The sequence below is a fragment of the Paenibacillus sp. NFR01 genome (assembly GCF_900111565.1).
Lineage (GTDB): Bacteria > Bacillota > Bacilli > Paenibacillales > Paenibacillaceae > Paenibacillus_AQ.
Genome location: NZ_FOIK01000006.1, coordinates 85,843 through 107,502 on the forward strand (window position 1 = coordinate 85,843; position 21,660 = coordinate 107,502).

A 21,660-nucleotide genomic window follows, 5' to 3' on the forward strand; every position below is an offset into this window, starting at 1 on the left:
ATAAAAATGCGTTTTGGTGCCCGCGCTTATGGGCCGCGATGCGCTGCCGTAAACCGTTCGAAGAACGGCGTCGTGTCCCGCTCCGCCATCGTGCCCGCGGCGCGCGGCCCCCAGCCGATCTCCGTCCGCCAGCTTCCCAGCAGGCCGGAAGCGGCCAGCTCCGCTTCGTCGACTTCCACGCTTGCATCGCCTTGCGGCGCAACGTACAGGGCATCTACCGGACAATACGCTTCGCACATAAAGCAGGTTTGGCAGTCCTCCTGCCGGGCGATGACCGCGAGCTTCTCTTCCATGGCGAAGACATTCGTCGGGCAGACCTTGACGCACAGCCCGCAGCCGACGCAGCGGTCCTTGCTGACCAGCTCGATCATAGCGCTACCCCCTCCGTATGCCGCAGCTCACGGGCATGTGGCACCGCTTCGGCCGACAGTGCAATCCGTCCGATGCCGGACAGGATCAGCCGGTGGGTCTGGGCCGGATCGAGCCGCGGATATTCGGCCAGCCGCTGCAGACCGCGGCTCTCCTTGCGGGCCAGCGCGGCGGTGTAAATCCAGCGGGCGGCGGCGAGCATGGCCGCCGCCTCCCGCGCCTTCACGATGCCCTGCACCGAGGCCGGAATCCGGCCGCCCAGCTCGGGCATCAGCCCATCGAGCCGCTGCAGCGCCGCGGCGACGACGGGCTCGCTGCGGAAATAATTGATCCGCAGCGGCAGGATCTCCCGCTGGACCGCGGCGGTCAGCGCCGCGGCCTCCAGCGTATGCGGCGCGTCCTCGCCCGCCGCAAGCCCGTAACGGCCGGCGGGGCGCAGCCGCCGGCTCTCCGCTGCGCGTCCCTGGGCCAGGGCGTAGCGGGCGGCGCCTTCGCCCGCCCAGGTTCCGCTGCACATCGCCCAGGAAGCGTTATAGGCGCCGCCGCCGGAGATGGCGCCGGTCACCTTCTCGCGGGAGGCGGCGTCGCCCGCGGCGTACAGGCCGGGGACCGTCGTCTCGCAGGCGTCCCCGGTAAGGCGCAGGCCGCCCGTGCCGCGCATCGTGCCTTCATAGCGGAGCGTGAGCGGGAATTTCTCCGTAAACGGATCGATTCCCGCCCGCTCCAGCGGCATGAAGAAGATCGGGTGGGCACTCCGAAGGAAGGCCCGCTTCTCCGGCGTATCGGCCAGGTCCAGGCAAGCGTAGACCGGCCCCGTAAGCATCAGCTCGGGAATGCTGCCGAAGGTACGGTCGCCGCGGTGCAGCGGCTGGCCTGCCGCGTCGTACAGCGTGGCCCAGGCCAGCATCCGGCCGCGGGTCACCGTGCCTTCTGCGAAGCTCGGTGCATACTGTCGGCTGAACTCCATGCCGGACAGCTCCGCGCCGGCTTCCGCCGACATCAGCAGCCCTTCGCCGGTCAGCACATTGCAGCCGAGGCCCTTGCTGAGAAAGGCGCAGCCGCCCGTGGCAATGATCACCGCATTCGCCCGGACCTCCCAGGCTTCGCCGGTCAGCCGGTTGATGCCTCTCGCACCGCCGACGCCATGCTCGTCGTGCAGCAGCTCCAGCGCAGGCGACTGATCCAGAATCTTTACCCCCGCCTTGCGCACGACGCCGCGCATCAGCTTCATGTATTCGGGACCGTGCAGATGCGTCCGCAGCGGCTTGCCGTCTTCGTCCTCCGGGAAGTAGTATCCCCAATCGGCAATCCGCGCCAGGTTATGCTCCACCTGATCCAGCACGCGGTGAATCCAGCAGTTCTCGGAGAGATAGCCGCCCGCCTTCAGGCGCTCCTGCACCGCTTGCTCCCGCAGCTCCGCCACCGGCGGAATGACGAGCAGCGTCGTGCCGCCCGGCGCGGTCGCCCCGCTCGTGCCCAAATACCCTTTGTCGGCCAAAATCACCTTCGCGCCTTGCAGGGCCGCGCTCCATGCCGCCCATGCGCCCGCCGGGCCGCCTCCCAGCACCAGCACATCCGTTGTCGTCGCCGATTGCTCTTTCTCCCGCGGCATGTCTCTTTTCCCCCTGTCCCGCCGTTATTTCAGCTGCCAGTCGCTGATGTTAAAGTCTTTCTTGGCCAGCTTCTCCTGCACAAGGAAATTTTTCGTGCCTTCGAGGAGCTTCGTACCGTCATCCGTAAAAGCGGTCTCCTTCAGATCATCGATCGGGCTGACCTGTTTGGCCAGCTCCGGCGTCGTGTTGTTGATTTCGGCGAGGAACTGGTAATATTCGTCCTCATGCTGCTTCAGGTCGGCCAGCGCTTTTTCCCGCGCTTCGTTCCAGACCTTGGCGAAATCCGGGAACTTCTTCAGGTAGTCATCGGACACCACAGTAGCGCTTGACCCCAGCAAATCGGGATGCTTGGAAGAGTCGTCCAGATGGGTGTAGCCCTCATCGATCAGCTTCAGCGCAGGAACGCCGGTATTCGTTGTAGCGTCAATATCCCCTCTTGCCAGCGCAGCCGTCGCATCCGGAATCAGCATGTGCACCAGCTTGTAATCCGTTACGCCCTCCTGCTGAAGCAGGCCGACGATATAGCGGTGCATGAACGACCCTTTCTGGATGGCGATCGTTTTGCCTTGCAGGTCCTTAACCGACGCCGGGCCTCCCTTCTTGCCGATCAGGTAGCCGACTGTATGCGCGGAGGACTGGGAGATCAGGCGGGTTTTGGCGCCGGAGGCGTAAGCGATGATTGCCGGCGTGTCGCCGAGGCTGCCGACATCCAGCCGGCCGCTGATCAGCGATTCCGTCTGGTCCGGCCCGTTCGGGAAGCCGGTCAGCTTCACTTCGGTAATGCCGTACTTTTTGAATTCCTCCTGGATGATGCCTTTGTAAAAGCCCCAACCTTCCGCGCCGCCCGGCAGATTCAGCTTATTCGAGCCGATATAGCCGTAATTGAGCACGGCCGGCACCTCGCGCTTCGCCTCGCCGCCCGCCGCTTCCGCCACATTGGCTCCGCCTGCGGCAGAGCCGTCGCTCCCGGCAGCGTTGTTGCCGCAAGCCTGCAGTAGCAGCATGATCGCCGTGGCTGCGGCTAGCAGCGTAACCCGGGCCCGCGTTTTCTTGAAGCGGGCGGCGGATCTTCCAATGGCAGCATGCCCCGTAATCACCGCCTCCTTCGCCGCAGCGGAATCTTTCAACCTGTTAACCTTCAGTGCATGAATTAAGTTTTTCATGTACGGTCCCCCTCGGTATCTGTGTGTAATAGAATAGGTTATCGTTAAAATCCGGCGCGTTGGCCGAGTTCATATAAATATTGATGCTGCGCCACCGGCCGGCGGCCTTTGCCCCAGCCGACCTTCTCGCGGTAGCCGCCAAGCAGGCCTTGCCGGGCCAAAGCATCCTCCGTAATTCCCGTCACCGCTTCGGAATCGGGCGCGACGTACAGCGCATCGACAGGGCAATACAGCTCGCACATAAAGCAGGTCTGGCAATCGTCCTGCCGGGCGATCACGGGAATGCCGTCTCCGCCCCGGTCAAAGACATTGGTCGGGCAGACCGCCACGCATTGATTGCATTCGATGCACCGCTCGGCGCTGAGAATCTCGATCACAAGGCAACACGCTCCTTCGCCACTTGCTCCGGCTGCACCCATACCTCATCGAGGCCGCCGCTGATCAGCCGGTGATGCTGCGCGCCGTCGCTTTCCTTAAAGTCCTCGCGTTTGTGCATGCCGCGGGTCTCCGTGCGGGCCAGCGCCGAGGCGTACATCCAGCGGGCGGTCGCGGTCATCGCCTCCGCTTCCCGCGCCTTGACGCCTTCCGGCGAGACGGTGATCGGGCGGCTGCGCTGCGCCTGCCACAGTTCATCCAAACGTCCGAGCGATGCGGTCAAGCCTTCGCCGGTACGGAACAGGTTGATGTCGTACGGCTTGACCTCCGCCTGCACGGCGGCGGTGAACTCGGCGGTACGTGCCGCCTCGCCCGGGGCCGCTCCCGCCTGCGCCAGCGGCGAGACGGACAACCCGGCCGGCGTGCGGCCGGCGGCATGGCGGCCGAGCGCAGCGGCGTAATCGGCCGCCCCCTCTCCGGCAAACGAGCCGGAGGACATGGCCCAGGCGGCGTTATGGCTGCCGCCGCCGGTGAACCCGCCGCAGATCAGCTCGCGGGTCGCGGCGTCGCCTGCGGCATACAGGCCGGGAACGCCGGTGCCGCATTGTTCATCCGTGATGCGGATGCCGCCGGTCCCGCGGACGGTGCCTTCCAGCCGCAGCGTGACCGGAAAAGCATCCTTGAACGGATCGATGCCCCGGCGGTCGAACGGCAGGAAGAAGTTCGTCTGCGACACCCGCAGGAGCGGCTGCAGATCTTCCGGCGCCTGGTCAAGCTTGGCGTAGACCTGCCGCCCGGCCAGCAGATTCCGGGCGATGACCGAGCGGCCCTTTTTCGAGCCGGCGCCTTCCACCACCGTACCGTCCTCATAAAAGAAGCTGGCGTAGCTGTAATATGCCGTCTTCGTTACGGAAGAGAACGTCGGGCAAATCGCGTAGGCATTGGAGAATTCCATGCCCGACAGGCTTGCTCCGGCTTCCGCGGCCATCAGGTAGCCGTCGCCGGTCAGCACGTTGCAGCCCAGCGCCTTGCTGAGGAACGCGCAGCCTCCCGTAGCAATGACGACGGCTCCGGCCAGCACGCGCCACGGCTCGCCGCCCTGCGTTCGCACGCCTGCGGCTCCGGCAACTCCGTGCTCATCTGCCAGCAGTTCCAGCGCCGGGCTGTGGTCCAGGATGCGGACGCCGGCTTTGCGGACCAGCTTGCGCATCAGCCGCATATACTCCGGCCCCTGCAGGCTGCGCTTGTAAGGGTTGCCTTCGTGGTCCAGCGGGAACGGATAACCGGCCAGACCCAGCCGGTTCATATTACTGTAGGTCCGGTCGAGCACCCGGTCCATCCAGGCATGCTCCGCCAGCTTGCCGCCCATCGCGTACCGGCTTGCTTTCGCTTCCTCGCGCTGCCGGGCTTCCGGCTTGACGTACCACACGCCCGTTCCGGACGGCGCCGTCGCTCCGCTGGAACCGCAGTAGCCCTTGTCGGCCAGCACGACTTTCGCGCCTTTGGCCGCGGCCGTCAATGCTGCCCACGTTCCGGCCGGTCCCCCGCCGATCACCAGTACATCCGCTGTCAACTGCAGCGGTTCTTGAAACGCCAAGCTGCTCATTGTTTTACCCCCTATGCATATTTTTCCTTGTTAGAAGAATTTGTTGGATAGTTAAAGACGGTTTCCTCTCCTAGCCCTGGTAGCTGTCGCGCCAGTGCAGCGCCTTGCGTTCAATGATCCGGAACAGCGAGTCGATCAGCTTGCCGACGACGGCAAAAATGAGAATGCCGACAAAAATCACTTCCGTGTCCGAATTTTGTTTGGCTTCATTGATCAGGAACCCAACCCCGGATTGCGAGCCGATCAACTCGGCGACGACCAGGCCGATCCAGGCGACCGCCATGGACAGCCGCAGTCCGAGCAGAATGCCCGGCAGCGCTGCCGGAAGCACCAGCCGCCGCAGCCGTTCCAGCGGACCGAAGCCCAGCACATGCGCCACCTCATAGAGCTTGTTGTCCACGCCGCGGATGCCGGCAAAGGTATTGATATAGACCGGGAAAAACGCGCCGGTTAATATAATCGCCACCTTGGACCACTCGCCGAAGCCGAACCAGAGGATGATCAGCGGCGCAATCGCGAGATGCGGAACGAGCCGCAGCACCTGGATACTCGGGTCCAGCACATATTCCGCCCGTCGGAATAGGCCGGTCACAATTCCCAGCAGCAGGCCGGCGGCTCCGCCGACGATAAAGCCGATGCCTGCCCGGTACAGGCTCACGCCGAGATGATGGGCCAGACCGCCATGTGCGGCCAGATCGCCAAACGTCGAAGCGATGGAGAGCGGCGCCGGCATAAATTGCGCCGAAATCCAGCCCGCACTCCCGGCAATTTGCCAAAGGATGAGGATTGCCGCCGGGATCAGTGCAGCGGTCACCCCATCGGACAATAGCTTTTTACCGCCAAATTTCGGCATAACTTTATCGTTGTTAGCTGAAATTACGGAGGCTGTTCCGCTGTAATCCCGGGCTTCAAGCTTCCCCTTGGCGTTGTTCAGGATGATTTCAATGCCTTCGCTCATGATGTAATCTCACTCCTATCCAAGGTAATGGTCCTGCCACCGGAGCAGCCGCTGTCCAAGCAGACGGACCAGCGTATCGCTGATCAGGCCGGCGGCGGCAAAAACGATGATTCCGACAAAAACAACCGGCGTATCGGCAAACTGGCGGGCATCCGACATCATATAGCCGATGCCCGAGGTGGAGGCGATCAGCTCGGCGACCACCAGCCCCAGCCAGGACAGCCCCAGCGACAGCCGGAGGCCCAGCACGATGTTTGGCACGGAGGCCGGCAGCACCAGCCGGACTATTTGCTTTGCGCGGCTGAAGCCCAGCACCCGGGTCACTTCAAACAGCTTGTTGTCCACGCCCCGGATGCCCATAAACGTATTGATATAGAGCGGAAAAAACGCTCCCTTCGCAATCAGCAGCACCTTCGATTCCTCGCCGATCCCGAACCAGAGAATAAAAAGCGGCACCACCGCCAGGCTTGGGATCATCCGGATCATCTGCAGCGTCGGGTCGAGCAGCCGTTCGGTCCGGCGGAATAGCCCGACCAGCAGGCCGAGTCCAAGGCCCAAACCGCCGCCCAGCGCAAACCCCGAGAGTGCGCGGACCGCGCTGATCCGGAAGTTGCTCCACAGATCGCCGCCGGCCGCAAGGTCGATAAACGACCGCGCAATGGTCGTCGGTGCCGGAAACAGCAGCTCGGAAATCGCGCCGGTCTGCGCCAGCAGTTCCCAAACCGCCAGCACCGTGACCGGCAGCAGCAGGCCGAGTGCGGTAAGCGCGGCTTTGCCCGGTTTGCCATCCGCTTTGAGCGTCGCCGTCCGGTTGGTCATCGTTGTTCTCCCCCTCTCATGCTTAGATCCCCGCTCCGTCGGTCAGCTCCAGCTCTTCCACCTTCTCAAAATAGCTCAGCACCTTCAGCCGCAGCTCCTGAAACGAGCTCGACGCCTTACGGCGCGGATAGGGAAGATCGATCGGCACGATCCGGCGAATCCGGCCCGGACGCGGCTCCAGAATGACGACCCTGCTGCCGAGAAACACCGCTTCGTCGATATCATGCGTTACAAAAATCATCGTCGTCCGGTTGGCGCGCCAGATATCCAGCAGAACCTGCTGCATATGCGCCCGGGTGAACGCGTCCAGCGCTCCAAACGGCTCGTCGAGCAGCAGGATCTTGGGATTGCGCAGCAGCGCCCGGGCAATCGCCACCCGCTGGGCCATGCCGCCCGACAGCTCGCGGGGATACGATTTTTCGAATCCCTTCAGCTTCACCAGCTCGATCAGTTCCTCCACCTTGCGGCGGATCTCCGGGTTCCGGAGCGGCAAATCGGAGGCGATGTTTTTCTCTACGGTCAGCCATGGAAAGAGGCGGTGCTCCTGAAAAATAAACCCCCGGTCGATCCCCGGTCCGCCGATCGGCATCCCGTCCAGCGCCACATCGCCCGAGAAGCCGCTGTCGAGCCCGGCGACGATGCGCAGCAGCGTGCTTTTTCCGCATCCGCTCGGCCCGATTACCGTAATGAACTCCCCGGCTTCCACCTTCAGGTCCACATCCTGCAGCGCCTGCACCTGCTTGCCCGCCGTGCCGAAGCTTTTATTTAGGGCCGATATGGATAACAACGCTTCCCCCATGTCTGTTCCTCCTTTGATGATGTTCCCGATCCGCTGAATGAAAAAAAGCAGAGGTTCCTCGTCTTGAAAAAGCCTGACGGGTACCTCTGCTGGAGCAGTCGGTTTAATTTAATTCAAATTAAATCAATCGGAATTTGTAAATTTAAAATAACACCTATGAGCAAGGCTGTCAACAAATATTCACATCTTTTAGGTCGGATTATTTTTGGTGCAGGGATGCAGGTTCTTTGAACGCATAGACTTTCCCTTTGCTCTGGACGATGATCATTCCGCTCTCCAGCAAGGTCGGACCATACCCCCGGCCTGTCGTTTTCAGCCGCAGCTCCGTTTTGCCGGTCAGCAGATTGATCGCCACCACGCTGCCGTCCGCGCGGGCAATGTACATGCCGTGGCCGAGCAGCTCAAACCGCGCGATGTCCCCGCCGCCGTAATAGGACACGAGCGATTGATTGGCGGTTTTGATGCCGTAGATGCTCGTTCCGTCGCTGAACAGCACCCGCCCGTCATACGGGCCGGCCGCATACATAAGCGATTGGCCGGAGCCGGCGGCGGAATAGTAGGTCGCCTTCGTCGCTGCCGGATCACTGTTTTTAGGATAGCCGTAGACTTTATTGCCTTCGTTGATGTACAGGTTATTGCCGTCGATCCAGGCGATGCCGCCGCTTCTGAGCGCGCCCTCCGGGTCAATACCCGCCGGATTGTACTCCGTTGTTTTCATTGACTTTCCGGTTTTGGCATCCAATGTATCGAGCGTTGTCAGCGGGACGAGGTCCATCAGGTTTCCCGAACGCTGCGCAAGCAAGGTGCCTCCGCCCGCATCGATGGGCAGCCGATGGTTATCGGCCTGCCACAGCTCTTTACCCGTACTGCGGTCAAAGGCATGCAAAATATTATAGGTATACGCCCCGGACACCGAATCCACGGCCAACACCAAATTTTCCGCCGCCAGAACAGGCTCATAAAATCTTTCGCTGTAATTGTCCTTCCATTTCAGTTTGCCGTCCTTCAAATTAAAGGCTTGGATATCCCCGTTAACAGCCAGCAGCTGGTCCTTGTCAATCAGCAGTTGGATTGCGCCTTTGGCGGCAGTCGGCGCGCTCCATTTGCCTTTGCCCGTAGCGGCATTTACGGCGACGATAGTTCCGTTCTGCGTACTGCCGTAAATGATGCCATCCTGGTACAGCAGAGGCAGTGTCATCTTGGCGCCGTATTTCCATGCCGTCTTTCCGGTTTGAGCATTCAACGCCAGCAGCTGTCCATTTTTGATGATAAAAATCTTCCCGCCCCCGGCGGCTGCCGATCCCCGGGTCACAGCATAGTCGTCGTCCTGGATGTCCATATCGCTGCTCCAAGCCGCCTTGATTTCCGGAAGTTGGTCGTAATAACCTCTGAAATTATTGGCTACATAAGAAGTATGGGCGGCCGCCTCAGCGCGGGGCTCCGGAACATTAGCGGAAATGACGCCTGCGCCGATCAGGCCGGCCGCAAGAACTAACTTGAGCTTTTTCATGAAAGATCCTCTCCCTGTTGTTGATTTGCCGTTCTCTCCAGAAGGCTCAGCATATACCGCTCGATTCGCTGCTTTATCAGCTGGTCCGTCAAGCCTGTAAAACCAAAGGCAGGCCAGCCGCTGTACACGGTCGGAGGTCCATCCAGCATGTCAAACAGCGACAGCAAATCCCAATGCGGCTCGTAGCTGAAAGCATCGCCTGCCGCCTCGCAGTAGGCCTCCAGAAAACGGTCTGCCGTCTCCGTCCCGTACATCATCGCCAGATTGACCCGGCAGTGCCCGATGTCGATCCCCGCCGGACCGATGCAGGCATTGACCCAATCGACGATGCCGCTGACGGCCCCGTCCTTCCATAAGACATTGGCCGGGTGATAATCCCTGTGGATGAAGCAGGTTTTCGACTTAGGCCGCAATCCCCGCGCGATGGCGAGCGCCGAAGACCATTCAGGGGCCAAGTCGGGCGACCATTCCTGCGGGGCCAAAGTGCTCAAGTCGTTGTAGGTCCGGTAGTTCCAGGCAAAATCCGTCGGCGGTACCGTACGGTGCACCTCGGCCAGCGCTGCGGCCAGTCCGTGCAGCCACCGCTCCATATCCTCCGGCTGCAGCACCACCTCGCCAGGCAGCAGCGTCATCAGCACCGCCGGTTCACTGCCCTCTACGGCTTCTTCGGAGAAGGCCAGCAGCCGTGGAACGGGTACGCCGCAGCCGCCGGCCGCTTGCAGCGCCGCAGCTTCATGGCGGGCCAGGTCCGGCTCCATCCGCAGCCAATCGGCGTTGGTGAACCGTCGCACCACCGCTTGCCGCAGGGTTCCTTCCTGCTGCAGATCCACCCTGTGCAGCGTCGAAGACGTGCTGCCCTTCAGCCGCTGCTCACCGGTCAGCACTGCAGCCGGCAAGAACGATGCCTCGATCCAGCGCCGTATAGGCTCAGGCATGGCTTGTCCTACATTGTTTTCCATGCATGCATCTCCTTTCCAATTCATCATATACCAAAATTTGTGTTTTCGCCTTGGATGATTTGCCGAATATTTATTACACTATAAGGTACAGGAAGCAACAGGTGTCACAGTGCAAACTTACATTCACATACTTACAATTTGTAAGTTATTGTGGTACAATTCACTTAGCTTTATGGACTGAAGACAAACGTTTCTCAGCAGGGAACACGGCTTCCCGTAAGGGAACTTTGGAATATAGATTTTACGACTTATCGGACAAGGGGCATGAGTACAATGAATAGTATTAAGGACAATACGAATCCTGAATTTGAATTCGGCATTTATACGCTCGGCGACATCGTCAAGGATTGCCACACCGGACAAACGATTAGCCCGCAGCAGCGGCTGCACGAGGTGATCGCTGCTGCGAAGCTGGCCGACGAAGCCGGCCTGGATGTTTTTGGCGTCGGCGAGCATCACCGCCTCGACTTTGCCATCTCGTCCGTACCGGTTATGTTGGCGGCCATCGCGCAGGTGACCCGGCGTATCAAGCTGACCAGCACCACGGTCGTGCTCAGCACCATCGACCCGGTGCGCGTCTTCGAGGACTTCGCCACGGTCGATCTTCTGTCCGGCGGCCGGGCGGAGATTATCGCCGGCCGCGGCGCGTTTATCGAGTCCTTCCCGCTGTTCGGCTATGAACTGGATGACGGCAAGCGGTTATTTGCCGAAAACCTGGAGCTGCTGATCGCACTGAACGAACAGGAAGTCATGACCTGGGAAGGCCGTTTCCGTGCGCCGCTGCATAACGCGGAAATCGCACCGCGTCCGCTGCAGCCGAAGCTGCCGCTGTGGGTCGGCGTGGGCGGCTCGCCCGACAGCGCCGAACGTGCCGGGGCGCTCGGCGTAGGCATGGCGATGGCGATCTTGAGCGGTAGCCCCGAACCGTTCCGCGAGCTTGCGGATGCCTACCGTGCCCGCGGTATCGCAGCGGGCCATGCGCCGGACAAGCTGAAGGTCGGCGTGACCAGCCACGGCTACATCGCCAAAACCGCAGCGCAGGCGCTTGATGATTACTACCCGTACTATTACAGCTACCGGAATGCCATCAGTCCGCACCGCTCGCCAAGCTACACCGTCTCGCGCGGCGAATTCGAATCGTCTGTCGCCCCCGACAACACGCTTGCCGTGGGCAGCCCGCAGCAAATCATCGAAAAGATTTTGTACCAGCATGAGCTGTTCGGGCATCAGCGTTTTATGGCCCAGCTCGACATCGGCGGTCTGCCGTACGCCAAAGTCGCGTCCGCCATCGAGCTGCTGGCGACCGAAGTCGCGCCGGTCGTGCGCCGGGAGATTGCCCGGAAGAATGCGGGCGCAGCGCGCTAAAGCTCGGCCTCCTCTTGGGCAAGAATGTAAATCAAGTGCAAATTCGGTGTCTCGTAACACAGGACGTAACTTAAACAGGGCAGCGATCTTCCGGTTACCGGAGGATCGCTGCCCTGCTTTTTAGCCCGGGTACAGAGTTTTCTGTACCCGGCACCAGTGTGGCGCCCAGGCCCGAAATAACGGCACCTCTGCCGTTATTCGCTGCCACATCCGCGGCGCTGGCACCAGCTGCGGCCACCCTAGCAACCGGGGCCACCGCTCATCTCTCGCCATCCTGCCCGGTCAGCTTGCGGTATTCCCGCGGCGTAAGGCCGGTCGCCTTCTTAAAGACCCGGCTGAAGTACTTCTCGTCCTCGTAGCCGACAAGCTCAGAAATCTGGGACAGCCGCAGGGCGGTGTTCTGCAGGAGCGCCTTCGCTTTGCCGACCCGCAAACCGGTCAGATAGTCGGACAGATTCTCGCCGGTGATCTGCTTGAATTTGCGCGAGACGTTCTCGCGGCTGACGAAAAACCGCTCCGCGATATGCTGCAGCGTCAGTTCGCGGGAATAATTCTGCTCCAGGTATTCCTTGATCTCCTGGATCAGCTTGCTGTCCGGCGTCTGGGCGCTGCCCTGCGCCAGCCGCCGTAGCAGCGCCTTGAGCTGGCGGCTCCAGCTCTCCGGCGCAAAACCTCCTTCGCTGTTCAGGCAGGGCTCGAGAACGATGTCTTCCTCCGGCCGCCAGCGCTGCAGGACCGTACGGAGTTCCGCCTGCATATGGCGGAACCCGCTTTCGGTCAGGAGGGGCAGCCCTGCGAGCCGGGCTGCCCACTCGTCGACGGCGCGTTCCATTTTGTCGCCGTCGCCGGACAGCACCGCCAGCGACAGCTTGTCAAGCAGCGCCGGAAGGTCCGGCACCTCATCTTCCGGCGCCTGCTGCGCATCCCGGAACGGATAGATTCGTCCCGCCGCATGCAGCAGATTGCGCTCGCTGAGGCCCCGGCAGGCTTCGCGGAATGCAGGCTGCAGCCCGCCTGCCAGCGCATGCGGCCGGCTCAGCCCGATGTCGACTTCGATACCGTACGCCTGCCGCAGCGCCTGGTTAATCTGTTTTGCTTTCTCCTGCGCATGCTCACGCACGTTCTCCTGCGTCTCTTCCTGCGATTCCTCTGGACTCCAGAACAACAGCGTGATATCCGCGCCCGGCTGCCAGCTGCGGAAGGCGTAGCCTCCCCCGCGTTCGGACAGCACTTCGTTGCATACGTTGGCCATTACGAAGGATGTAAGCAGAACATCGCCGCCGAACCGCTGCACGAGCCTGCAGCCCGAGCCCTGCAAAGTCATAACCCCGACGACGCAGCGCGCCGCCTGCTCCGGTAAGCCCAGCTCCTCGCGCATCGCCGGCCGGAGCTCGGCAAAGGAAGCATGGCCGGACACCAGATCGGACAGCGCCTTGTCCCAATAGAGCGGGCGCAGCACGTTGAGCTGCATGTTTTGCCGGGCAGCCTGCAGCCGCTCCGCTTCTTCGTCCCGCCACAGCTGAAAGGCATGCTCGGCGGCGGCAACGAGCTGCTTGCTGTTGATCGGCTTCAGCAAATAATCCGTCCCGCCAAAGCGGATCGCCGGCTTCACATAATGAAAATCCTGATACCCGCTGATCACGATGGTTTTCGTATGCGGATAATGGTTATGCAGCCATTCCAGCAGCTCCGCGCCGTCCACGAGCGGCATCCGCATGTCCGTAAACACGATTTCCGGCTGCGCCGCCCGCATAATCTCCATCGCTTCCCGGCCGCTGTCGGCCTCGAAGATTTCCGTGATCTGATGCTTCTCCCACGGAACAAAATAGCGGATGGCGTCCCGCACATGTTTTTCATCATCGACGATTAGTACCTTCATCTGTTCACCGCTCCCTTCCGCCTTCCCCGTTCAGCGGGATATATAATGTCACTGTGATTCCGCCGCCTTCCCCGCCGTCCAGCTTTAACCCGGCCGCAGCCCCCATTTGCAGCCGCAGCCGGGCCAGCACGTTGTACAGGCCGATTTCCTCCCGCTCGGCGTCGGCACGCTTTTCCAGCGCGGCGGCGATTTCCTCCAGCCTTTCCCGGCTGATGCCTTTGCCGTTATCCGTCACAGAGACGACCAGATCGCCGGCGGTGTCCTTGGCGCAGACGATCGAAATCCGCCCGTCCCGGATGCCGTCGGCAAAGCCGTGCTTGAAAATATTTTCGACAATCGGCTGAAGCATCATTTTCGGCACGACCGCATCCAGCGTCTCTTCTTCGGCCTCAATGTCCAGCCGCAGATTATCCTCCCCAAACCGTTCCGTCTGCAGGATCACATAGTTCTGCACATGCTCCAGTTCATCCCGCAGCGGCACCTGCGTCCGTTCGGTGTTCATGGAATACCGCATCATGCTGCCGAGGGAATAGATCAGGTCGTAGACCTTCGGTGCGTTGTACCGCAGGGACAAGCTGGCGATCGACTGTAGCGCGTTGTACAGAAAATGCGGGTTGATCTGGGCCTGGAGCGCCTTCAGCTGATTGGTTTTGTTCGCCAGCTCAAGCTTGTATTCCTTGACGACATAGTCGTTGATCGTCCGGGTCATCCCGGTGATTTTACGCGTCAGAAGCCCGATTTCATCGCCCCGCTCGGCATCCACATGGGCATCCAGCTTGCCGATCTGCACCTTCTGGGTAAAAGCGATCAGCTTCTTGATCGGACGGGTAAACCCGATAGAGATCAGCACGGCATTAAGGATGCCCAGCAGCACGAACAATACGCCGACAATCGTAATAAACCTTGTGAGGACGCGGGCGTCGCTGTACAAATCCTCATAGGGAACCAGCTTGATAATGCTGCCCTTAAAAAGCGGCTCGTCAATGTGGCGGTAGAACACGATGCCCTTGAAGCCGTCTTTTTTCCAGGCAAATTGTCCGCTGTCCGCTTGCGGCAGCTTGCTCCAGCCCGCGGTCACTGGCTTACCGATCCAGTCCTCGCCCGAGGCAAACAACGCTTCCCCCTGCTCGTTCAGCACGTACAGCCGCTCGGTGTCCGAATTGTACATCGATTTCACGATTCCCTCCAGCTCGGTCAGGCGAAAATCGAACGACAAATCGGCCAGCACCTCGGCGCTCGGCGCCTTGTACACCGGGAAATGCGCGGTAAACACCGGCACCGTTCCCGGTTTCCGATTCGGAAAACCAGATTTTACCCCGTACTGGTGATCCAAGTGCGTCACTTCAAGATACGGCTTGTACGTCTCCGGCATGGAGGCCGCTCCCTCCGCCGCCTGGACCGGTTCCTGGCGGAAGATGCCGCCGAGCAGCAGGTTGGATTGCCGCGATGCCCGCACATACAGGTGAATCTGAAACGTGTTCCGGTCGGACAGAAAAAGATTAAAGAGCTGCGTCGACACGATCGCCCTATTGTCGGGCACGGCCGAGTCCGCCGGCAGCGTTGCCGGATTTTTGGCGGTCAGCAGCGTCGTATAAAACGAGCTCGGCACATTGATTCCGCTGTACACCGACATCGCCCGCTGGTTCATGCCGCTGAAATAATTGTCCAGGTTGCTTTCGCCAAGCGTCAGAAGCCGCGTGTTCTGCTTCACCGACTGCTCTGTACCCGAATGTTTGGTATAGAAATAAGAGAACGTCACCGAGATCCCGAGCGGAATCACGGTCGCCAGAAGCACCAGCGCCATCAGGCGGGTGCGTATGCTGTTTCGGAAAAACATGCGCGCTTTCACTCCTCCGCAGCCGTATAGTCCCGCTGCAATATAATCCACTTTTATCATCATCAAATTGAGTGTTGATACCGGCTGACGCTTTTTATAATGAAGTTGTGAACGGTAGAAATATTATACAAAGGAGATTTCCTATGAGAAAAGCGCTTCGCTTATCCGGCGGCTGGGGACAGCAAATCGTGTTCCTCGGGCCCTGCCTGCTGTTTTTTCTGGTGATCGTGGTGACCCCATTTATTCTCGGCTTCTATTATTCGTCGACCGACTGGAACGGGCTGGATCTGGATAAAGCCGTCTGGACCGGCTCCGCCAACTGGCAGCGGATCTGGCATGACGACAAGTTCTGGACTTCGCTGCTCTTTACGCTGCGGTTTACGGTGATTTCCGTGGTATTCGCCAACGTGCTGGCGCTGGCTCTCGCTTTTATGATGATGGCCGCCCTCAAGACGAAAAAGATTCTTCGTACCGTCTTCTTCATGCCGAACGTCATCGGCGGCATCCTGCTGGGCTACATCTGGCAGTTTATTTTTACCAAAGGCTTCGCAACCATCGGTGAACTGAGCGGCATCCCGTTCTTCAAGCTGCCGTGGCTCGGCACGCCGGGTACCGGCTTCTGGGGCCTCGTCATCGTCTTCGTCTGGCAGACCGCCGGCTACATGATGGTTATCTATATCGCCTCGCTCGCCGGGGTTCCGAAGGATCTGGTGGAAGCCGCCCAAATCGACGGCGCGCGTGCGCCTCAACTGTTCCGAAGCGTGTATCTGCCTTTGATCATGCCGGCCATCACGATTTGCCTGTTCCTGACGACATCGAATGCGTTCAAAATGTTCGATCTTAACCTGTCGCTGACCAAAGGCGGACCGGGCACCTCCACCCAGTCGCTTGCCTATAACATCTATGCCGAAGCGCTGGTCAACAACCGCTACGGTCTCGGTACCGCCAAAGCGCTGCTGTTCTTCGTCGCCGTGTCGCTGATTACCGTGACCCAGGTGCTGATCACCAAACGAAAAGAGGTGCAGGCGTAAATGGATACCCGCAGATACCGTGGCAGCACGCTCACGCTCGAAATATTTGCCATTCTGCTTGCCGTCATCTTCCTGTCCCCTTTCTATCTGGTGCTGGCCAATTCCGTGAAAACGCTCAAAGAGATTCTTCTCGACGCGGCGTCGCTGCCGCAGGTGTTCCACTGGGACAATTACTCCAAGGTATGGGAAGCGATCGACTTTCCGCTGGCGTTCTGGAACTCGTTGTCCATCACTGTGCTGAGCGTCATCTTTATCGTCCTGTTCAGTTCGATGGGCGCTTACCGGATCGTTCGCCATCCGTCGAAGTTCAACAGCCTGGTCTTCCTGCTTCTCGTCTCCGCGATGATCATTCCGTTCCAGTCGCTGATGCTGCAGCTCGTGCGTGTCACCAGCATGCTGGAGCTGCGCGGCGAGCTATACGGCATCGTGGCCTGCTACCTCGGCTTTGGAATGCCGCTGTCGGTGTTCCTGTTCCACGGCTTTATCAAAACCGTGCCGCTGGAGCTGGAGGAAGCCGCCAGGGTGGACGGATCGAATCCGTACGGCGTCTTTTTCAAAATCGTGTTCCCGCTGCTCATGCCGATTATCGTCACGGTTATCATCCTGAACACGCTGTGGATCTGGAACGACTACCTGCTCCCGGTGCTCGTCATCGGCGGCAACAAGGACCTGACCACGCTCCCGGTGGCTGTCACGAAGTTTTTCGGGCAGTACACCAAGAAATGGGATTTGGCGCTTGCCGGCCTGGTGATGGCGATTACGCCGATTCTGCTATTCTTCCTTTCTCTGCAAAAATATATCGTCGAGGGGGTTACGACCGGATCGCTGAAGGGATAGCGCTTGCAACAATATCCACTTTTTCGAGCAAAATATTAAGTGTAAGTGAAACGCCGTTTGCTTTACGATGATTATGTAGAAACCCAAACAGACCAGGGAGGTTATACAATGAAAAGAAGGTTCGCTTTGATATTCGCAATCGTTTGCACGCTAATTATCGCAGGTTGCGGCAACGGCGGCAACAATAATTCCGCTAACAAGGCCAATTCTACGGAAAAACCGGCAGAAACCTCTGCAGCGGAAGCCACGGAAGCTCCGGCTAAGAAAGACGTAACGATCAAAATGTTCCAGTTCAAGGTCGAAATCGCCGAGCAGCTGAACGCGCTGGCCGAAGAGTACGAAAAAGAAACCGGCGTCAAGGTCGAAGTCGAAACGCATGGCGGCGGCGAAGATTACGGCGCGCTTCTGAAGGCAGAAATCGCCTCCGGCTCAGAGCCTGAAATCTTTAACAACGGCGGCTACACCGCCCTCGTTCCGTACATGGACCGCGCGACCGACCTGTCAAACGAGCCATGGGCCGCGAACCTGATTCCCACCTCCAAAACGCCTGCAACCGTAGACGGCAAGCTGTACGGCATGCCAATGAACGTCGAAGGTTACGGCCTCATTTATAACAAGGACCTGTTCGCTAAAGCGGGTATCACTGAAGAGCCAAAAACATTGTCCCAGCTGAAGGATGCTGTAGCAAAGCTGAAAGCTGCAGGCATCACGCCGTTTGAGGCGACCAATGAATGGTGGTCGATGGGGATTCACCTCGTGAACGTCGGCCTGGCCCACCAGCCTGACCCGAAAAAATTCATCGAGGACGTCAAAGCCGGCACGCAAACGATTAAAGGCAACGCTGTATTCGAGCAATGGCTCGATCTCGTGGACGTGATTTTTGACAACGCTCAAGACAATAAAGTGACGACCGACTACGCGACCCAAGTCGCCGAATTCGCCGCCGGCAAGGCCGCGATGATGATGCAGGGCAATTGGACGCAAGGCGACATCGACAAAGTTGATCCGAACCTGAACCTCGGCCTGCTGCCGCTGCCGATCAGCGATGAAGAAGGCACGATTCTCGTCGGCGTACCGAACAACTATATCGTTAACAGCAAATCCGCTCATCCGGAGGAAGCTAAAGCGTTCCTCAACTGGCTGGTCAGCTCCGAAACGGGCAAAAAATATTTGACCCAGGAATTCAAATTCATTCCGGCCGAAACGAACATCGAAGCCGCTGCGGCTGACATCGGCCAGGTAGCCGTCGCCGTACAAGAGAAATCCGCGACTGCCCTCGGCTGGAACTGGGATATGTTCCCGGACGGCGTAACCCAAGGCTTCGGCGCTGCGATGCAGGAATATCTCGGCGGACAGCTGAAACGCGATCAACTGCTGGAGAAGCTGGATAAAGCCGTGCAGGACATCGTAAAACAATAACGTTCGGCTGAGGCCGGATAAAATAAACAAAGGGCATTCACCAGGCCGCGTCACTAACGGCCTGGGAATGCCCTTTGTTGTTGTTGGCTAGTTTCGGTATAACGGGAACTTCTTCAACGCGTTCAACAGTGTCGTCGAGGCGTCCCGGAGCGCGTCCACGGGAGACTGGAGGTTCGCGTTCAAGGCCGTTTTCCAGGCTTGGAGAAGAGCTTCGCGCGAAGGATCGGAATAACCTAGGAATCCGGCGAATTGCTCCTTTTTCTCCGCGGAGAACTGCCCGGAGGTAAGGATGACCGTGTCGATGGTATCCTTGTCCGTTCCGGCTACCGCGATCAGCGCGGCGGCTTCATTGCCCCATGCCTTGTCGTCCGTTTCTTTCAAAACCGCATTGATCAGGAACGAAAGCGCCGCCGGGTCACCCTTAAAGGTACTGACCAGGTAAGCAAGGCTGTAGCGAAGGTTGGCATCGGACGAAGTCAGCAGCAAATTGCCGAACGCCTGCAGCGCTTTGTCGGACTTGAAGACTTTCAGCAGCTCAAGCGCCGCTCTTTGCCCCCATTCGTCCCCTTCCGACTTGGTGAACAACGCTGCAATTTCCTTAATGTTGCCTTCCAGGTTATGTACGGCAAAATCCTGCACCATCGCCGCCGACCAGGACGGCTCGCCTTTGACGATAATGGCTTGAAGGCCGGCAAGCAGCTGCTGGCGGTCGATATTCAGCAGTTTGGCCTGCTGGGCGGCTTCCTCTGCCGTCAGCTTGCTGTAATCTTTCTTGAACAACGTTTTAAGCCCGGTACGGATATCGGCGTCCAGCAGGGCCGGGTCCTTATAGACCACAGGTTTTGCCGAGGCGCTCGCCGTACTTCCACCAGCTGCCGCCGGCGCGGTGACCTGAATGACCACGCTCGCTTTGCCGCTGTATCCCTTCTGGGATACCGTTGCCGTAATTGCCGCTTTGCCTGCAGCGACGCCGGTAACGATGCCGGCCGAAGAGACCGAGGCGGTTTTGGCGTTGCTGCTGGCAAAGACGTACGTTACCTTAGCCGACGCCCTCAGCTTGGTTTTGAGGTCAAGTGTTGTGCCTTGTTTTAGCGACAGGACAGCCGATGTAAATTGGGGATTTACGGCCTTGACCGGAGCGGCCAGCGCCGGTCCGGCAGTAAGACTCAGCAGAATGACCAAGAGCAGCGGGACAAACGTTAAGCGATTTTTCCACATGAGGCGTATTCCTTCTTTCCTATTTCAATTCTTCGGGTTTGACGATTGCCGCCGTCTGGTTATGCTTCGCATACCTCTTGTAACGACGCAGCACTGCCGGATTTGCACACAAAAACAGCTCCGATTTGACGCAATGTCACCTCGGAGCTATCTCTATAAGATCCTTATGGCAACTTGGCAATCATGGCCGATTTAACGGCTTTAGACCCATAGCTTTGTGTCATCACCTTTCGGTGACTTTACGATTAACGCGGATATGTATTTCGTTTCCTCTACTTTAGCATGGCTATTTTTTCCTGTAAACAGATGCTGCCCATTGGTAGTGCGATGCAGAGAAAAAGGAGTTTTCCCGACCCAAGCCGGGAAAACTCCTTTTTGACAAAGCTTTGCCTGCGGCAGCCGCTTGGTGCCCGTGCAGCTACATAAACAGCTGTACGATCAGAAACAGGTTCAGCGCGACGACCAGCGCTGAAATGACCCAGCCTGCGGCGGTGGTGACCCGGTGGTTGACCAGCCCGCCCATAATGCGGCGGTTCGCGGTGAACATCACCAGCGGGATCAACGCAAAGGCAATGCCGAAGGACAAGACCACCTGGCTCATGACCAGCGCATGCGTCGGATTGATGCCGAAGGCGATAATCGCTAACGGAGGAAAGACGGTGATCGCCCGGCGAAGGTACAGATTGATCCGTTTGTTGATGAAGCCCTGCATCACGACGTCCCCGGACAGCGTGCCGACCGACGAGCTGGACAATCCGGCGATCAGCAGGCCAAGGCCAAAGGAAATCGCGGTCATCGGCCCTGAAATCTGCCGGAACTGCTGGAAGGCGATATCCAGATCCTCGACTACCAGCCCGTTTTTGAAAAAGAGCGCCGCCGAGACGATCACCATCGCCATATTCACCGCGCCGGCAATAACCATCGCAATAACGATGTCGAACAACTCCAGCTTGAAAATCTTCCGTTTCTCGCGGTCGTCCTTGCCGACCACGCGGTTTTGCGTCAGCGACGAATGCAGGTAAATCGCATGCGGCATCACCGTCGCGCCGAGGATGCCCGCTGCCAGCAATACGCTGTCCGTGCCGGCAAAGCTTGGCGTAAAGATCCCGGCAACCACGCTGCCGGCATCCGGCTTCGCAACGATCACCTGGAACAGAAAAGCAAGGACGACGACCATCACCATCCCAGCGATGCCGGCTTCAAGCGTCCGGTGGCCGCGCCGCTGCAGCTCCAGAATGGCAAAGGAGCCCGCTGCGGTAATCAGTGCCGCTGGCAGCATCGGGATGCCGAACAGCAGATATAAACCGAGGGCAGCACCGATGAATTCCGCCAGATCGGTCGCAATAATGACCAGTTCGCTTTGAATCCACAGAAAAATCGAAGTCCCGCGGGAAAAATTCTCCCGGGCCACTTCCGGCAAATTTTTGCCGGTGGCGATGCCGAGTTTGGCGGACAACGACTGGATCAGAACGGCCATCAGATTCGAAGCGGCAATGACCCAGAGCAATAAATAGCCGTATTTCGAGCCGGCTGTGATGTTCGTGGCAAAATTCCCGGGATCCAAATAGGCGACCGAAGCGATAAACGCCGGGCCCAGAAACGGGAGCAGCCGCTTCAGTCCTTTTACCTCTCCATTAAGCACCGCTTGCGCGGACAGCTTTTTGCGGGCTTTTGCCATTGGAGGCTGCCCTACTTGCCCTACTGCGCTTTGCTCCATGATTCTCGCCCTCCTCTCTCCCGAAAAAGTTGTCTATATACATGAAAAGTTGTCTATGCTCATTAAAGTTTCCTTGGTGCAACTTTTTGATATGCTTTATTATATGCTGGGATTTGAAAAATGTAAATGTAAATTTTCAGGAACCTTAAACCGGCTGGAAGTCCATTCATGATCTAGGATCCTGCT

The 21,660-nt window shown here is 59.1% G+C and carries 18 protein-coding genes and 1 riboswitch; of the genes, 4 read left to right on the forward strand and 14 right to left on the reverse strand.

Features of this window, described 5'->3' with window-relative positions:
• Positions 1-26 precede the first annotated feature (26 nt).
• The 10 genes from BMW84_RS20930 to BMW84_RS20975 form a co-directional block, all read right to left on the reverse strand.
• On the reverse strand, positions 27-371 hold the full coding sequence (locus BMW84_RS20930; RefSeq protein WP_091071720.1) for a 4Fe-4S binding protein: 345 nt from the start codon (positions 369-371) through the stop codon (positions 27-29).
• A complete protein-coding gene (locus BMW84_RS20935; RefSeq protein WP_091071722.1) occupies positions 368-1,981 on the reverse strand; it encodes an FAD-dependent oxidoreductase in 1,614 nt (537 codons plus the stop codon). The genes BMW84_RS20930 and BMW84_RS20935 overlap by 4 nt, the downstream gene beginning before the upstream one ends.
• Before the next feature lie 24 nt (positions 1,982-2,005).
• Positions 2,006-3,145, reverse strand: coding sequence for an ABC transporter substrate-binding protein (locus BMW84_RS20940; protein ID WP_368086734.1), 1,140 nt, complete (start codon positions 3,143-3,145; stop codon positions 2,006-2,008).
• A 44-nt stretch (positions 3,146-3,189) separates the two neighbouring features.
• Entirely contained in the window at positions 3,190-3,522 is a 333-nt protein-coding gene (locus BMW84_RS20945; RefSeq protein WP_091071724.1) for a 4Fe-4S dicluster domain-containing protein, read from the reverse strand.
• On the reverse strand, positions 3,519-5,126 hold the full coding sequence (locus BMW84_RS20950) for an FAD-dependent oxidoreductase (RefSeq protein WP_091071725.1): 1,608 nt from the start codon (positions 5,124-5,126) through the stop codon (positions 3,519-3,521). Before BMW84_RS20950 ends, BMW84_RS20945 begins: the two co-directional genes overlap by 4 nt.
• A gap of 70 nt (positions 5,127-5,196) precedes the next feature.
• Positions 5,197-5,979 (reverse strand): ABC transporter permease, encoded by a 783-nt coding sequence (locus BMW84_RS20955; RefSeq protein WP_091071910.1) that lies wholly within the window; start codon positions 5,977-5,979, stop codon positions 5,197-5,199.
• 120 nt (positions 5,980-6,099) lie between these two features.
• A complete protein-coding gene (locus BMW84_RS20960; RefSeq protein ID WP_091071727.1) occupies positions 6,100-6,903 on the reverse strand; it encodes an ABC transporter permease in 804 nt (267 codons plus the stop codon).
• Between the two features lie 22 nt (positions 6,904-6,925).
• Positions 6,926-7,702: an ABC transporter ATP-binding protein gene (locus BMW84_RS20965; RefSeq protein WP_091071729.1), complete on the reverse strand. Its 777-nt coding sequence runs from the start codon at positions 7,700-7,702 to the stop codon at positions 6,926-6,928.
• A gap of 199 nt (positions 7,703-7,901) precedes the next feature.
• Positions 7,902-9,212: an outer membrane protein assembly factor BamB family protein gene (locus BMW84_RS20970; protein WP_091071730.1), complete on the reverse strand. Its 1,311-nt coding sequence runs from the start codon at positions 9,210-9,212 to the stop codon at positions 7,902-7,904.
• Positions 9,209-10,171 (reverse strand): phosphotransferase family protein, encoded by a 963-nt coding sequence (locus tag BMW84_RS20975; protein WP_091071732.1) that lies wholly within the window; start codon positions 10,169-10,171, stop codon positions 9,209-9,211. The genes BMW84_RS20970 and BMW84_RS20975 overlap by 4 nt, the downstream gene beginning before the upstream one ends.
• A 273-nt stretch (positions 10,172-10,444) precedes the next feature.
• Here BMW84_RS20975 and BMW84_RS20980 point away from each other — a divergent pair, with 273 nt between their 5' ends.
• Entirely contained in the window at positions 10,445-11,536 is a 1,092-nt protein-coding gene (locus tag BMW84_RS20980) for an LLM class flavin-dependent oxidoreductase (RefSeq protein ID WP_091071734.1), read from the forward strand.
• Between the two features lie 259 nt (positions 11,537-11,795).
• Here BMW84_RS20980 and BMW84_RS20985 read toward each other — a convergent pair whose 3' ends face one another.
• Entirely contained in the window at positions 11,796-13,415 is a 1,620-nt protein-coding gene (locus BMW84_RS20985) for a response regulator (protein WP_091071736.1), read from the reverse strand.
• Positions 13,416-13,419: 4 nt separating this feature from the next.
• A complete protein-coding gene (locus tag BMW84_RS20990; RefSeq protein ID WP_091071737.1) occupies positions 13,420-15,252 on the reverse strand; it encodes a sensor histidine kinase in 1,833 nt (610 codons plus the stop codon).
• A gap of 143 nt (positions 15,253-15,395) precedes the next feature.
• Between BMW84_RS20990 and BMW84_RS20995 the strand changes: the two genes are divergently transcribed.
• The 3 genes from BMW84_RS20995 to BMW84_RS21005 all read left to right on the forward strand — a co-directional run bounded on the left by BMW84_RS20995 (position 15,396) and on the right by BMW84_RS21005 (position 18,539).
• The gene (locus tag BMW84_RS20995) at positions 15,396-16,283 is read left to right on the forward strand and encodes a carbohydrate ABC transporter permease (protein WP_091071739.1); all 888 of its coding nucleotides are present in this window, start codon (positions 15,396-15,398) and stop codon (positions 16,281-16,283) included.
• Positions 16,284-17,120, forward strand: a complete 837-nt coding sequence (locus BMW84_RS21000) for a carbohydrate ABC transporter permease (protein WP_091071741.1) — start codon at positions 16,284-16,286, stop codon at positions 17,118-17,120. It begins immediately after the preceding gene.
• 108 nt (positions 17,121-17,228) lie between these two features.
• Positions 17,229-18,539, forward strand: coding sequence for an ABC transporter substrate-binding protein (locus BMW84_RS21005; RefSeq protein WP_091071742.1), 1,311 nt, complete (start codon positions 17,229-17,231; stop codon positions 18,537-18,539).
• Positions 18,540-18,626: 87 nt separating this feature from the next.
• On the opposite strand, the gene BMW84_RS21010 is transcribed toward BMW84_RS21005, so the two are convergent.
• Together BMW84_RS21010 and BMW84_RS21015 are read right to left on the reverse strand one after the other, a co-directional pair.
• The gene (locus BMW84_RS21010) at positions 18,627-19,757 is read right to left on the reverse strand and encodes an Ig-like domain-containing protein (RefSeq protein WP_091071744.1); all 1,131 of its coding nucleotides are present in this window, start codon (positions 19,755-19,757) and stop codon (positions 18,627-18,629) included.
• A gap of 165 nt (positions 19,758-19,922) precedes the next feature.
• Positions 19,923-20,011: riboswitch (cyclic di-GMP riboswitch) on the reverse strand.
• 164 nt (positions 20,012-20,175) lie between these two features.
• Positions 20,176-21,435 (reverse strand): Nramp family divalent metal transporter, encoded by a 1,260-nt coding sequence (locus BMW84_RS21015; protein ID WP_091071911.1) that lies wholly within the window; start codon positions 21,433-21,435, stop codon positions 20,176-20,178.
• Positions 21,436-21,660: the final 225 nt, after the last annotated feature.

Coding starts and splice junctions, on each gene's coding strand:
- BMW84_RS21005 (WP_091071742.1), top strand. CDS start 17,229: ATGAAAAGAAGGTTCGCTTTGATATTCGCAATCGTTTGCACGCTAATT.
- BMW84_RS20985 (WP_091071736.1), bottom strand. CDS start 13,415: ATGAAGGTACTAATCGTCGATGATGAAAAACATGTGCGGGACGCCATC.
- BMW84_RS20980 (WP_091071734.1), top strand. CDS start 10,445: ATGAATAGTATTAAGGACAATACGAATCCTGAATTTGAATTCGGCATT.
- BMW84_RS20990 (WP_091071737.1), bottom strand. CDS start 15,252: ATGTTTTTCCGAAACAGCATACGCACCCGCCTGATGGCGCTGGTGCTT.
- BMW84_RS20940 (WP_368086734.1), bottom strand. CDS start 3,145: ATGAAAAACTTAATTCATGCACTGAAGGTTAACAGGTTGAAAGATTCC.
- BMW84_RS20950 (WP_091071725.1), bottom strand. CDS start 5,126: ATGAGCAGCTTGGCGTTTCAAGAACCGCTGCAGTTGACAGCGGATGTA.
- BMW84_RS21010 (WP_091071744.1), bottom strand. CDS start 19,757: ATGTGGAAAAATCGCTTAACGTTTGTCCCGCTGCTCTTGGTCATTCTG.
- BMW84_RS20970 (WP_091071730.1), bottom strand. CDS start 9,212: ATGAAAAAGCTCAAGTTAGTTCTTGCGGCCGGCCTGATCGGCGCAGGC.
- BMW84_RS20935 (WP_091071722.1), bottom strand. CDS start 1,981: ATGCCGCGGGAGAAAGAGCAATCGGCGACGACAACGGATGTGCTGGTG.
- BMW84_RS20965 (WP_091071729.1), bottom strand. CDS start 7,702: ATGGGGGAAGCGTTGTTATCCATATCGGCCCTAAATAAAAGCTTCGGC.
- BMW84_RS20930 (WP_091071720.1), bottom strand. CDS start 371: ATGATCGAGCTGGTCAGCAAGGACCGCTGCGTCGGCTGCGGGCTGTGC.
- BMW84_RS20975 (WP_091071732.1), bottom strand. CDS start 10,171: ATGGAAAACAATGTAGGACAAGCCATGCCTGAGCCTATACGGCGCTGG.
- BMW84_RS20960 (WP_091071727.1), bottom strand. CDS start 6,903: ATGACCAACCGGACGGCGACGCTCAAAGCGGATGGCAAACCGGGCAAA.
- BMW84_RS20995 (WP_091071739.1), top strand. CDS start 15,396: ATGAGAAAAGCGCTTCGCTTATCCGGCGGCTGGGGACAGCAAATCGTG.
- BMW84_RS21015 (WP_091071911.1), bottom strand. CDS start 21,435: ATGGCAAAAGCCCGCAAAAAGCTGTCCGCGCAAGCGGTGCTTAATGGA.
- BMW84_RS21000 (WP_091071741.1), top strand. CDS start 16,284: ATGGATACCCGCAGATACCGTGGCAGCACGCTCACGCTCGAAATATTT.
- BMW84_RS20955 (WP_091071910.1), bottom strand. CDS start 5,979: ATGCCGAAATTTGGCGGTAAAAAGCTATTGTCCGATGGGGTGACCGCT.